Annotated in this window: 12 protein-coding genes and 1 pseudogene; 7 read left to right on the top strand and 6 right to left on the bottom strand. The window is 66.7% G+C overall.

Annotated features, from left to right (window positions below; all coding sequences use genetic code 11):
* Nucleotides 1-21: 21 nt before the first annotated feature.
* The 5 genes from G9E11_RS18495 to G9E11_RS18515 are packed head-to-tail and all read left to right on the top strand — an operon-like array spanning nt 22 to nt 6,877.
* Nucleotides 22-1,362 carry an XdhC family protein gene (locus tag G9E11_RS18495; RefSeq protein ID WP_190608518.1) on the top strand — a complete coding sequence of 447 codons (1,341 nt, stop codon included), beginning with the start codon at nt 22-24 and terminating at the stop codon, nt 1,360-1,362.
* Nucleotides 1,353-2,297, top strand: a complete 945-nt coding sequence (locus G9E11_RS18500; RefSeq protein ID WP_190608525.1) for an FAD binding domain-containing protein — start codon at nt 1,353-1,355, stop codon at nt 2,295-2,297. The genes G9E11_RS18495 and G9E11_RS18500 overlap by 10 nt, the downstream gene beginning before the upstream one ends.
* A gap of 2 nt (nt 2,298-2,299) precedes the next feature.
* On the top strand, nt 2,300-5,203 hold the full coding sequence (locus G9E11_RS18505) for a molybdopterin-dependent oxidoreductase (RefSeq protein ID WP_190608527.1): 2,904 nt from the start codon (nt 2,300-2,302) through the stop codon (nt 5,201-5,203).
* Nucleotides 5,204-5,260: 57 nt separating this feature from the next.
* Nucleotides 5,261-6,241, top strand: coding sequence for an aldo/keto reductase (locus tag G9E11_RS18510; protein ID WP_190608530.1), 981 nt, complete (start codon nt 5,261-5,263; stop codon nt 6,239-6,241).
* Nucleotides 6,242-6,244: 3 nt separating this feature from the next.
* Complete coding sequence (locus G9E11_RS18515) at nt 6,245-6,877, top strand: uracil-DNA glycosylase (RefSeq protein ID WP_190608533.1); 633 nt, start codon at nt 6,245-6,247, stop codon at nt 6,875-6,877.
* On the opposite strand, the gene nboR is transcribed toward G9E11_RS18515, so the two are convergent.
* Nucleotides 6,874-7,479 (bottom strand): nicotine blue oxidoreductase, encoded by a 606-nt coding sequence (nboR, locus tag G9E11_RS18520; protein ID WP_190608535.1) that lies wholly within the window; start codon nt 7,477-7,479, stop codon nt 6,874-6,876. The two genes, G9E11_RS18515 and nboR, sit on opposite strands and share 4 nt — an antisense overlap.
* Nucleotides 7,480-7,620: 141 nt before the next feature.
* Here nboR and G9E11_RS18525 point away from each other — a divergent pair, with 141 nt between their 5' ends.
* Complete coding sequence (locus G9E11_RS18525) at nt 7,621-7,806, top strand: YegP family protein (RefSeq protein ID WP_102974445.1); 186 nt, start codon at nt 7,621-7,623, stop codon at nt 7,804-7,806.
* Nucleotides 7,807-8,012: 206 nt separating this feature from the next.
* Here G9E11_RS18525 and G9E11_RS18530 read toward each other — a convergent pair whose 3' ends face one another.
* Nucleotides 8,013-8,522, bottom strand: coding sequence for a hypothetical protein (locus tag G9E11_RS18530; protein WP_190608537.1), 510 nt, complete (start codon nt 8,520-8,522; stop codon nt 8,013-8,015).
* A 342-nt stretch (nt 8,523-8,864) separates the two neighbouring features.
* Here G9E11_RS18530 and G9E11_RS21260 point away from each other — a divergent pair, with 342 nt between their 5' ends.
* Complete coding sequence (locus G9E11_RS21260) at nt 8,865-9,182, top strand: hypothetical protein (protein WP_246469049.1); 318 nt, start codon at nt 8,865-8,867, stop codon at nt 9,180-9,182.
* Nucleotides 9,183-9,528: 346 nt separating this feature from the next.
* On the opposite strand, the pseudogene G9E11_RS18540 reads toward G9E11_RS21260, so the two are convergent.
* The 4 genes and pseudogenes from G9E11_RS18540 to G9E11_RS18555 all read right to left on the bottom strand — a co-directional run bounded on the left by G9E11_RS18540 (nt 9,529) and on the right by G9E11_RS18555 (nt 12,160).
* Nucleotides 9,529-10,679 (bottom strand): annotated as a pseudogene (locus G9E11_RS18540) (N(5)-(carboxyethyl)ornithine synthase).
* 5 nt (nt 10,680-10,684) lie between these two features.
* Nucleotides 10,685-10,837, bottom strand: a complete 153-nt coding sequence (locus G9E11_RS18545; protein WP_190608541.1) for a hypothetical protein — start codon at nt 10,835-10,837, stop codon at nt 10,685-10,687.
* Nucleotides 10,838-10,998: 161 nt separating this feature from the next.
* Nucleotides 10,999-11,910, bottom strand: a complete 912-nt coding sequence (locus G9E11_RS18550) for a diacylglycerol/lipid kinase family protein (RefSeq protein ID WP_190608543.1) — start codon at nt 11,908-11,910, stop codon at nt 10,999-11,001.
* A gap of 16 nt (nt 11,911-11,926) precedes the next feature.
* Entirely contained in the window at nt 11,927-12,160 is a 234-nt protein-coding gene (locus G9E11_RS18555; protein ID WP_311764411.1) for a hypothetical protein, read from the bottom strand.
* Nucleotides 12,161-12,860 lie beyond the last annotated feature (700 nt).

Genomic DNA, 12,860 nt, shown 5'->3' on the forward strand with positions numbered 1-12,860 from the left:
ACGGGAAGAGGGAGTGCTGCCATGCTGAATCTGATGCCTTCTCTGGCCGGCTGGCGCCCGGTGGCCGCCGGCGAACGCTGCGCCATCGCCACCATCATTACTGCAAGCGGCTCCGTGCCGCGGCCGCCCGGGACTTCCATGCTGGTGTCCGAGTCGGGCGAGATCCTCGGCAGCCTCTCCGGCGGCTGTGTTGAGGGAGCCGTGGTTGCCTCGGCGCTGGAAGTGATGGCCGACGGCGGCACCCGCCTTGAGGCTTTCCGCTTCAGCAGCGAGGACGCGTTCGCCGTCGGGCTCACCTGCGGCGGTGAGCTGGCGGTCCATATTCAGCCCCTGGACGGCAGCGCCGCGGGGCTCGGGGCCCTCCGGAAGTTCGCGGGCGGGGACCCCGAACGGCCGCTGGCCCTGATCCGGCGCATCGACGCGCCGGCGGGCAGGACTGTGGCCGGCAGAAACCTGTCCGGCAAAACCCTGTCCGCCAGCGCATTGGGGGGTGCCGGGACCGCGGCCGAGGTGGCCGCCCAGCCGCCCGCCGCCGTCGTGGTTCCTGATCCGGGGAGCTTCCTGGCTGCGGAATCGGCGGAGCTCGCGGTACTGCTGGGGCTGGACGCTATGAACCTGGGCGCTGAGTCCCGGAAGGAAGCACTCCTCGCTGCCGCTGCCCAGCTCGAACCGCTGCTGCGCGGCGGCCGGACCGGGCTGGTCCGGCTGGCGCCGCCGCAGGGCTGTGGCGTTTCTGTCCGGGGCGCCCGCGGTGCGGAGGGTGGGGTGACGTCGCCCGAGCCAGTGACCCTGCTGGTGGAGAGCCGCATGCCACAGGCCCGGCTGCTGGTGTTCGGCGCCAATGACTTCGGCGCGGCGCTGGTGCCGGCCGCCAAGCTGCTCGGCTACCGCGTCACGCTGTGCGATGCCCGGCCGGCGTTCGCAGCGCAGGAGCGCTTCGCCGCAGCGGACGAGGTGGCCACCGACTGGCCACACCGGTACCTCGCCGCGGAAGCCGCCGCGGGGCGCATCGACTCCCGCACGGTGATCGCCGTCCTGACCCACGATCCCAAGTTCGACATTCCCCTGCTGCAGGAAGCGCTGGAACTGGACATTGCGTTCGTCGGCGCGCTGGGCTCGCGCCGCAGCCACTGGCAGCGCATCGACGGGCTGCTCGAGGCAGGCGTCGCACCGGAGCGGCTGGCCCGGCTGCATTCGCCCATCGGCCTGGACCTCGGCGCCGTCACACCGGCGGAAGTGGCGGTCTCCATCACCGCCGAGCTGATTGCGGCGCGCACCGGTTCCGCCACCTGCCCTCCGTTGCGGGACGGCAGCGGACCCATCCATTCCCTTCAGGCATCCCAGGAGATCGCATGGACATGAACACCATCGAGGCGGTGGTCCGCACCACCGACCCCGCCGACTGGCGCGAGGGCGACGCCTGGCTCGCGGGCGGCACCGTCCTCTTTTCCTACGGCAGCACCGCCTTCGGCCCCGAGCCGCTGCGGCGTCTGCTGGACCTCGGCTCCGCCGGCTGGCAGCCCGTAACTGTGACCGCGGACGGCATCGAACTGGCCGCCACCTGCACCGTCGCTGAACTGTACGCGCTCCCGGAGAAGCTGGCAGAAGCGGCCACCGGCACGACGGACTGGCCCGGCCTGGACCTCATCCGGCCCTGCTGTGACTCGTTCGTGGCGTCCTTCAAGGTCTGGAACATGTCCACCGTGGGCGGCAACCTGTGCACATCCCTGCCGGCCGGGCCCATGATCTCGCTGTGCGCCGGGCTGGACGGCACGGCCACGGTCCTCGGCCCGGGAGGCTCCCGCCGGGTACTGCCGGTGGCCGACTTCATCACAGGGGACGGGCAAAACGCGCTGGCACCCGGCGAGCTGCTCCGCAGCGTCAGCCTGCCGGCGTCGGCCCTGTCCTCCCGCGTGGCGTTCCGCCGGCTCTCGCTGAGCAACCTCGGCAGGTCGGGGGTGCTGCTGATCGGAAGGCTCGACGGCGGGGGCCGGTTCACGCTGACCGTCACCGCCGCCACAAAACGGCCCGTGCAGCTCCGGTTCGGATCCCTGCCGGATGCGCCGGAGCTGGCGGACGAACTTGGGGCCGCCATCCCGGCGGACCTGTACCACGACGACATCCATGGGCTGCCCGCGTGGCGCCGCGACATGACCCACCGTCTGGCCGAGGAAATCCGGGCAGAACTGGGACTGCCGGCCGGAGCGCCTGCAGCAGTGTCCGGCGACTTCTGGCCACCGCAGCAGACACAGCTGCCGGCCCGGCCGCAGACGCAACAGACGAAGAGAGGGGCCTGAGCATGGCCATGGAAATCAACGGCGCGCCCGTTCAGGCGCAGCCGCGCCCGGGCCAGTGCCTGCGCACGTTCCTTCGGGAGCAGGGCAACTTCGGCGTGAAGAAGGGCTGCGACGGCGGCGACTGCGGTGCCTGCACCGTGCACGTGGACGGCACACCGGTGCACAGCTGCATCTACCCGGCCGTGCGCGCCGAAGGCCATGCCGTCACCACCATCGAAGGCCTCGCAGCCACGAGCGAGGGAGCTGACCTGCACCCCATGCAGCAGCAGTTCCTGGACCGCCAGGGCTTCCAGTGCGGCTTCTGCACCGCGGGCATGGTGATGACGGCAGCCACCTTCGACGACGCCCAAAAGGAAAACCTGCCGCGCAACCTGAAGGGAAACCTGTGCCGGTGCACCGGGTACCGGGCCATCGCGGACGCCGTCTGCGGCCACGAAGGCCATCCTGCCCCGGAAGGCCCCGGCTCGGGAATCGCCGGCCAGGGGCAGCCCGCGCCGGAGCCCGGCCGGCTGGGCGACGACGTTCCGGCCCCGGCCAGCCGCGCGGTGGTCACGGGGCAGGCGCGCTACACGCTGGACGTCCCGCCCGAGGCGCTGCCCGGCCTGCTGCACATGAAACTCGTCCGCTCGCCGCATGCGCACGCCCGGGTCCTGTCCGTCGACACCTCGGCTGCCATGGAGGTGCCGGGAGTCGTGGCCGTGCTCACCGCCGAGGACGCCTCGGACCAGCTATATTCCAGCGCCCAGCACGAGCTCTACACCGACGACCCCGACGACACCCGGCTGCTGGACACCGTGGTGAGATTCCGCGGACAGCGGGTGGCCGCCGTCGTCGCCGAATCGGTGGGCGCGGCGGAGGCGGGCGTCCGTGCGGTCCGGGTGGAATACCAGGAACTCGAAGCGGTGTTCACCCCGCAGGACGCCATCCGGCCCGGTGCCCCCGCAGTGCACGGCGACAAAGATGCCGGCACAGCGCGGATTGCCCAGCCGGAGCGGAACATCGTGGCCGAGCTGCACTCCGAACTGGGCAGCGTCAGCGACGGCTTCGCGCAGGCCGACTTCATCCATGAGCAGACCTACAGAACCCAGCGCGTCCAGCACGTGGCGCTGGAAACCCACGCTGCGATCGCCTCCGTTGACGACGGCGGCCGGCTGCAGGTGCGCACCTCCAGCCAGGTTCCGTTCCTGGTGCGCCGTACCCTGTGCCGCGTGTTCGGACTGCCGGAGGACCAGGTCCACGTGGTGGCCGGCCGGGTGGGCGGCGGCTTCGGCGGAAAGCAGGAGGTCCTCACGGAGGACATCGCCGCGCTCGCGGCCCTGAAACTGCGGCGGCCCGTGCAGCTGGAGTTCACCCGGACCGAGCAGTTCACCGCCAGCACCACGCGGCACCCGTTCACCATAAAGCTCAAGGCGGGCGCCAGCAGCGACGGCCGGCTTACGGCGCTGCAGCTGGATGTCCTCACCAACACGGGGGCTTACGGCAACCACGCCCCAGGCGTCATGTTCCACGGCTGCGGCGAATCCCTGGCCGTCTACAAGTGCGCCAACAAGAAGGTGGACGCGCTCGCCGTCTACACCAACACCGTGCCGTCCGGCGCCTTCCGCGGCTACGGGCTCAGCCAGATGATCTTCGCCATCGAGTCCGCAGTCGACGAGCTGGCCGCGGGCATCGGCATGGACCCGCTGGAGTTCCGCCGACGCAACATGGTCCGCGAGGGCGATGACATGCTCTCCACCCATGCCGAGCCTGAGGAGGACGTCCACTACGGCAGCTACGGGCTGGACCAGTGCACGCGCCTGGTGCAGGACGCGCTGGAGCGCGGCCGCGAACGCTACCGGTCCGCCGGGCTGGATGACCTGGGACCGGACTGGGTCACGGGGGAGGGCACGGCGCTGTCCATGATCGACACCGTGCCGCCGCGGGGCCACTTCGCCCATTCCAGGCTCAGGCTCCTGGCCGACGGAACCTACGCCGCCGACGTCGGAACCGCCGAATTCGGCAACGGCACCACCACGGTGCACGCGCAGCTGGCGGCGACGGCGCTGTCCACGGTGGCCGCGCGGGTTGCCGTCCGGCAGTCCGACACTGACCTGATCGAGCACGACACCGGCGCCTTCGGCTCGGCCGGAACGGTGGTGGCGGGCAAGGCCACACTGGCCGCGGCCGAGGAACTGGCCGTGCGGATCCGGGCGTTCGCCGCCGGCATCCGGCAGATCCAGTCGTCCGGATGCGTGCTCGACGGCGACGCCGTCGTCTGCGAGGGAACCAGGGTTCCGCTTACTGAACTGTTCGACGCCGGCCGGCAGGCCGGCGTCGAACTCGAGGCCGAGGGGCGCTGGGGCGGAACGCCGCGCTCGGTGGCCTTCAACGTCCACGGCTTCCGCGTGGCCGTAAACACCGGGACCGGTGAGCTGCGGATCCTGCAGAGCGTGCAGGCGGCCGATGCCGGCGTCGTGGTGAATCCGCGGCAGTGCAGAGGCCAGATCGAGGGCGGGATTGCCCAGGCCCTGGGTGCCGCCCTCTACGAGGAGGTCCGCGTGGACGACGGCGGCCGGGTCACCACGGACATCCTCCGGCAGTACCACATCCCGTCCTTCGCCGACGTGCCGCGCAGCGAAGTGTACTTCGCCGACACCCACGATTCGATGGGACCGCTCGGGGCAAAGTCCATGAGCGAAAGCCCGTTCAACCCCGTCGCGCCCGCGCTGGCCAATGCCATCCGGAATGCCACCGGCGTGCGGTTCGCCGAGTTGCCCATCGCCCCGGACAAGATCTACCTCGGGCTGAAGGAGGCGCGACTCGTTCCTGAGAGCATTCCCGCTGCCAACGTTCCCACTGGCGAGAGCATTTCCGCTGCCGGCATTTCCGCCGGTCCAGGCAACGCGGAGTCACTTTTCGCCCCATGAACCGCGACCGGGCGCGCGAAGTGAGCCCGCGTGGGCTCGGCAACATATAGTCGGGGGATGGAACAGCGCATCTTAGGCAAGACCGGACGGAACGTTTCAGTCGTTGGACTGGGAACCTGGCAGCTCGGCGCGGACTGGGGCAACGTTGACCCGGCACAGGCGCAGGCCATCCTCGCGGCGTCTGCTGATGCCGGCGTGACCTTCTTCGACACGGCGGACGTCTACGGGGACGGCCGCAGCGAACAGGCCATCGGGGCGTTCCTCGCAGACAACCCGGGCACGGGCATCACGGTGGCCACGAAGATGGGCCGCCGGCTGGAGCAGCGCCCGGAGAACTACAACCTCGCCAACTTCCGCGAGTGGGTGGACCGTTCGCGCCGCAATCTGCGGACCGAGAGCCTGGACCTGGTCCAGCTGCACTGCCCGCCCACCGCCGTGTACAGCCGGGCCGAGGTGTACGACGCCCTGGACACCCTCGTCGCCGAGGGCGCCATCCGGAACTACGGCGTCAGCGTGGAACGGACCGACGAAGCCCTCGAAGCCCTGCGCCACGAGGGCACCGCATCCGTGCAGATCATCCTGAACGCCTTCCGGCTCAAGCCGCTGGACGAGGTGCTCCCCGCGGCCAAGGCCGCTGGCGTGGGCATCATTGCCCGGGTTCCGCTCGCCTCCGGCCTGCTGTCCGGGAAGTACACCAAGGAGACCGTCTTCGCTAAGGACGACCACCGCAACTACAACCGTGCCGGGGACGCCTTCGACGTCGGCGAAACCTTCTCCGGAGTGGACTACGAGCTGGGGCTCAAGGCAGTGGCCGAGTTTGAGCAGCTGGTGCCGGAGGGCTCGGGGACCGCGCAGGCTGCGATCGCGTGGGTCGCCGCCCAGGACGGCGTCACGTCCGTCATTCCCGGTGCCCGTTCCGTGGAGCAGGCCCGGGCCAACGCCGCCGCGGCCGCCACAGTGCTCGGCCCGGAGTTCGACGAAGGCGTGCGCTGGATCTACGACCACTACTTCCGCGAGGCTGTCCACCCCCGCTGGTGATCCGTGACCTCATCGATCGAAGACTTTGTTAACCGGCTCGGCGCCGTGAAAACCGGGCCGGGCTGCAACAACTTCTTCGACCATTCGGTCCCAGCCAATGCCCTGCGCCGGCGGAACCTGGCGACCTATCTCGGGGACATGCTGGACCGGGCACCGAGGGTGCTCCTGGTGGGCGAGGCGCCGGGCTTCCGGGGCATGCGTATTACCGGTGTTCCCTTCACCAACCGCACCATGTTCCAGGGACCTCCTAATTCCTTTGGGATGTTCGGTTCCGGGCAGGGGTACGTGCTGCCGCCGGAGGCTGCCGGCGTCGCCGCCGAGCCGACGGCCACGGTCATGTGGGAGGTGCTGGCCGAGCTCGACTTCCTTCCTCTGCTGTGGAGTGCCTGCCCCTGGCATACGCATGTTCCGGAACAGCCGCTGTCCAACCGCACGCCAACACCCGCGGAAGCGGCGCTGGGCACCCCGTTCTGGCAGGCCCTGACCGAGATCTTTCCCGTCGAAACCGTGGTGGCCGTGGGCAACGTGGCGCACACGAGCCTCCGCCGCAGCGGCATGGACGTGCCGAAAATCAGGCACCCTGCCCACGGCGGAAGGGCCCGCTTCAAACAGGGGCTGCAGGAACTGTTGACCTAGCCCAGCAGGTGCAGCTGGTCCGGGGTATCGAGGTCTTCGCCGCCGGACTGGTCCGTGCAGTCCACCAGGTCGATCAGCTCCGGGTGCGTCTGCAGGAAAAGCCGGGCACCGGCGTCGCCCTTTGCAGATGCGGAGGCCCGGGCCCGCAGCGTTGCATCGAGCAGCAGCGGGTGGCCGCGGCGGAGCTTCCCGGAATCATCGGCGTAGGCCGCGGCCGTCACCCGGCCCGGATGGTGCGACCGCAGGAGCCGCGCGACAGTTTCCGCCGTCAGCCCCGGCTGGTCCACGAGCGCCACCAGCACGTGGTCTTCGTGGCGCGCGCTATTTAGTCCTGCCTGGAACGAACTGCCCATTCCGCCGGCCCACTCTGGGTTCTCCACCACGGTGTGCCGGGCGAGATCCGTCCGCCCTGCGACGTCCGCGGCGCCAGCGCCCAGCACCACCACAACCTCGCGGCAGCCGCCGTCGAGCAGCACGTCGGCGAGGACCTCCACAAGGGTGCGGCCCCGGAACGGAAGCAGCGCTTTCGGGCCCCGGCCCAAGCGGGTGCCGGCACCCGCTGACAGCAGTACACCGGTGGTGGACGGAAGGAAGGAAACCATGCTTACCACCTTAAGGCGCAAAGACTACCCGGTAGTAGGGGTGGTTGGTTCAGTGAATGGCGGCTAACGTCGAACACGTCGTGTTGGCAATTGGGGGTCGTAATGGCGGCTGCAACGGTGCAGTTGTCGGAAGGAGCATCTATGGCAGGCACATTCGTAATCGAGACAGCAGGCGCGGGGCAATACCGCTTCAGGCTGACGGCGGATGACGGAACCGTGGTGGCGGTTTCGCCCAGCTTTTCCAACATCAAGGCAGTCACTGCCGGCATCACGGCAGTCCGCGAGAGCGCAGCGACAGGCTTCGTCGTCGACCGCAGGCGTCCCTGACCTAACGCAAAGAAGCACGACGGCGGCCCCCACCATCAGGTGAGGGCCGCCGTCGATGCCTTTATGCGTCAAGTTCACGTTTGGCTCAGTTGGTCAGTCCGGACGTGGTTGCGAGCACGAAGCTGCAGAACTGCTGACTGCGTAACCGATCAGCCGGGGATGTGGAGATTGCTTTCCTTTTCGGCCGATCCAGTCGAGGATGTCCTTCATTCTGTTGTGGCGGGCGGTGTGTTTATCGGTACCAGCCAGCCGACGGATCGTTCGAAGTTGGAAGCGAGTGTCCCCGTTCCCGGTCCAGTGCTGCCAAGGGTGGAGAGGTAGATAACACCGGCTTGGGCGCCTACCGTGTCGAGTCGTTCCCTTGCCCAAACCTTGGCCTCTTTCAGGCTCTTCATGGGAATGGTTTCCCTGGTTGTGTCGGAATCAGTGAGCTGGATATCCAGCTGATAGTCCCCTTCTTGTGGATGTCGGGGCAGGTAGAGGGGTTTGTTCTCGTCGCGCCTGCTGATTAGGACTTGCGCGGAGGCCTGAAGAATTGCAGGGTCCACCAGGTTCTTACCGTGTGCATACTTCTCCCTCCTCATCCGCGAAACTACGCTCTCCACGGTGTCCTCATCGCTGACCGCGCAGGCAGGTCCGGCGACGTCAGCTTCTGAACCACCGAGACTTTTCAGATACAGCATGAATTGTTCGGAGCTGGACTGGTTGCAGTTCATGCACCCTCCCTGAGGGTAGTAGCGCGGCGTGTGCCGACACAGCCAACACTAGGCCCGGCGGACCCCTTGGCACCTGGAGTTCCCCAAGAAAATCGTTCCTGCGGCTTTGTTCATCCCGCCGATGGGCTGAAGCAGTCGAAGGGCGGCATGGGAGCGCATAGTTGGACCATGACACCTTTTGATTCCCGGAGTTTTTACACGCGTGGTGACTCCTTCAGCGTTGGGGCTTCACAGGAACATGTCGAGCGGGCGCTCCTGGACTTTGGGGCGACGGATGTTCGTTGCAGTCAGCGCGGACACCTCAGCGCCATCGCGTTCAGGGCCCGCGGAAGGCAGTTCCGCATGGTCATCTCTTTGCCAGAGCCCGACGGAATCCCTGCTGCCCCGGGTGGCGCCGCGGAGGTCCCTGGCCGGGAAGCTACAGCAAAAGTCCTGGAACTCAATGCCCGCAGGTTTTGGCATGCCTTCGCCCTATCGACTGAGGCCAAACTCGCAGCGGTGGCAGCCGGGGTTGCTACGCTCGAATCGGAATTTCTCGCCCATGTGGTTCTCCCCGGGAACCGTACCGTGATCGACGAACTCGAACCAGTGATCGCGTCGGCCTACCGGTCCGGGCAGCGTCCCTGGATCAGCAACGCTGCTGGGCGGGGGGCGGATTAGTTGTACTGCTCAGGGGATAAAGACCCCTATCAGCGGTCTCTCCGGCACCTGCCGGTCCCGGCGGCTTCACCCGTGGATCCGCATGCCATTGTTCCCGAAATCGCTCTGCCCCGTCCCGGCACCTTGCGGTTCTGTTCCTCGGCAAGGAACAGCATCACGTGTGGTGAAGAGGTAGCTGCTGACGCTTGCTTGATTCCCGCGTTTCCAGCATCACAGCCCGAAGGGTCATCAGGGCCATCTTCCAGCGCCCGGAATGGGGGAGCGTCACAACTTCGAGCCGGCCGCTACAACCGAGCGAGGTCGAGCAACCGCTCGCCCAACGTGGGCATTGGGGTGACGCAGCCTTCTAGGCGGGTATCGGGTAGTGGGGGTACTCCGGCTGCCGTTGCTGGAACTGCAGCACGTCCTGGTTCAGGACCACGCCCTCGCGGATTTCGATCGCGCGGCTGATGGTCTCGTTTCCCGTCCAGGCTGTGGGACCGGTGATCACGGTTTCCAGGAAGGGCAGCAGGGCTTCGCTGATCTCCCAACTGGAGGATTTCCAGAGGTAGGAGGGGCTGTGGTCCACCGCGTAGTAATCGATGTGGTCACCTACCGTGAACATCGGCTCGGCGAAGGTGGTGGTCTTGGCCCAGCTAAAGCCCATTCCCTCATCGCAGGAAACGTCCACGATCAGGCTGCCGGGCCGGAAAGCGTCCAGGTCCTCGGTGCGCAGGTAGGTCAAGGGTGCGTTGGGGTTTTGGAGGGTGCAGTTGACCACGATGTCGCTTTCGGCCAGGAACGGTGCCAGCGGGACCCGCCCGCGTTCGGTGATGACCTCGCTGAGGAACGGCGCCTTGGGGTCGTGATCGAACTGGACAATCCGCACCGAATGGATGGGCGAACCCACGGCGGCCACCCCGCGGTTGGTCAGGACCTGGACGTCATGGATGCCATGGGCGTTGAGGGCGGTGACGGCCCCTCGCGCGGTCGCGCCGAAGCCGATGACGACGGCGCTGAGTCTCCGGCCGTAGTCCCCGGTGGAGCCGGTCAGGGCCAGAGAGTGCAGCACGGAGCAGTAGCCGGCCAGTTCGTTGTTTTTGTGGAAAACGTGCAGCCCGAATCCGCCGTCGCTGGCCCAATGGTTCATCGCCTCGAAGGCGATAAGCGTGAGTTTCTTATCGATTGCCAACTGGGTGATGGCCCCGTCCTGGACACAGTGCGGCCAACCCCAAAGGACCTGCCCGTCACGTAGTTCGGAAAGGTCTTCGGGCTGCGGCTTGGACAGGAGGACGATGTCGGCCTCCGCCAACAATTGCGCGCGCGGGACGATGCGCCCACGAGTGATGCCAGCTGGGAGTCCGACACGCCGAAACGCTCGCCGTAGCCTTCCTCAAAAATCAGCTGCCGCCGGATTTCGGGGGCGATGCGCTTCAGATGCAGGGGGTGTATCGGCAGGCGCCGCTCGTCAGGTTTTCGTGTGCTGGAAAGGACGCCGAGGGTGAGGTAATCGGTCATACCGGTTACTTCTTCCTGGGGCTTGTCGACTTGGCGGCGGTGGCCTTGTCTCCGAAGCCGGGCGGCGGCGCCGACGCAGCCTTCTTGTCTGCGCGTTTTTCCTTGATGGTCTTGGATGATTTTTTGGACGCTGTTTGGCGGGGGGATTTGTCAGCCATGATCGCTCCTGTAGCGGAACCGAAAGGTTCCTGACTTCGAACGATACAGGTACCCTCCTAACGCAGCCTCGGAGGCCGCCGATGCGCCTCCCTGGGATCCTCGCCGTTGGTGGGGGAGCCCGGCAGCCAGCCAGTTGAGTGGAGGGCAAGGGCGCCCTGGATTAGATAACCGCCAGGGCGCCCTTCGCGCTCTCCACAAGAACATGCGTGGCGGCGGGAAGATGCCTGACCTCGCCGTCAATCTGGCAAGGAACGGCATCCCGTGTGGTGAATGCGTAGCTGCTGACGCTTGGTTGATTCCCTAGTCCCAGGGTCACGGCCCGAAGAGTCATCAATGCCATCTTCCAGCGGCCGGAGTGCGGGAGCGATACGACCTCGAAACGGCCGTCATCGGGGCCGACGGACTCGCTGACCGTCCCATACTTTGCCATCCGCGAAATATTGGCCAGGATCAGGCTGTCCAAGCGGGCGGTGGCCCCGTCTGCCCGGACGAGCTCGAACGGGCTCAAGTGAGAGAGTGTGCGGGCGACGGACACAAGTTCGAGGATTTTGCCCTTTCCCCCGCTCTCGATTCCGATTGCCATGAGCGGCGTAAGTCCGAAGCCGATGTAGGAATGTGCGTAGTGGACCTGTACCGGTTGTTCCTTCCCAAACGTTATGCGCAGCAGGTCGATGTGCCGGACCGGGCCGTCCCGGACAGCCTCCGGCAACGGTCTTGCGGGCATGCTCCGGTGATGGTCATTGGCGTTACCTGCCGCGACGACTGTGCACACAGCCTTGCTGTCTGGAACGTCCATCACCCCGTTGACAACCTCGTTGTACCCGCCGTCGCCGCTAACGGAAACAATAAGCGGAGACCCCGTGGCCGCCACGGACCGTGCCAGGTCCCGCGCGTGCCCCGCAAAGTCGGTCGGCAGCAAATCAACCTGCAGATCCGGTGCTCCGGCGGCGAGTTCCCGTTGCAGCTCGTTGATCCTGGCGGTCATACCAGGCTTGCCGGGATTGAAGACCAGCACGGTCCGATCAAAACGTGCTTCATCGAAAGGCGCCTCGTCAGGGCCACTCGCTGTCATCGGCGTTTCAGCCCTATCATTCCCCCAGGTCGTCCGCTACGCGGCGAAGGTCCTGAACCCAGCCGGTTGAACGGCTGGGTGCTCCCGAACTGGCTTCAAAGTTGTCAAGAGCTTCCGCTATGCACTCCAGGGCTTCCGAGATATTGGCCTGGACCGCCGCGTAGCCTTCCTCCGAGCGGGGGTCGGAAGAAGCCGAAGACAGCAGTTGCGCTCCCGACTTGATGACCAGCGAAGCCTCGTACTCGTTCACGCATGCACCTCGTGGCTTCCTCGTGTTGGACGTGCCGTAACTTTTCGTCAGCACAACCATACATCTGCGATACCTGCCCGAGCTTGATCCCAGTATGGCCAAGAAATGCCGTGCTCCAGGGGCCCTGGTGATGCGCTAAGCGACCAGCTGTTGCTCGGTCAGCCATTGGCGATCGGCCGTGGCGAGGCTGTCGTTGCAGCGCATGATTTCCCGTTTGCCTTCACCCTCCGGTTTGGACGGTTAGCCTCCAACACGTCCACCCCCGCGCCGCGGAGAGTCCTGGGGATGGCCACGTGATGGGTGTCGATACCGGCGATGATTTTGGTCCTTGAGCCGGCGGACAGATCGTCAGAAAGACAGTGCCGCCAGGCGCGTCAGTTTTTTGATGAGTCACGCCGGCTCAAGGGCTTTTCCAGTATTACCGCTTTTTGTTGGTGTCAGTTCCCTTGGCTTAGTCTGGGCCCACGCCCGCAGGGTTCCCCGGCCGAGCTTGCGAGGCGAGGGTGATGGTGGGGAAAATCGGGTTTGGGGTCAACCGGCGGCGGCGGTTCAGGAGTCGCCGCTGGCTCCTCCTGTTGTTCCCGCCGTGACGTCCAGGAGTTTGTAGCGGTCCATGGCGTACGACGGCGCGCCCTCCTGCACGTCGCCCCTTGCCGCCAGCAGCTGGAGGGTTTTGACGACGATTGAGTGGGTGTCGTTC

Source organism: Arthrobacter ipis (assembly GCF_014694315.1).
In the GTDB taxonomy this organism is placed as follows: Bacteria; Actinomycetota; Actinomycetes; order Actinomycetales; family Micrococcaceae; genus Arthrobacter; species Arthrobacter ipis.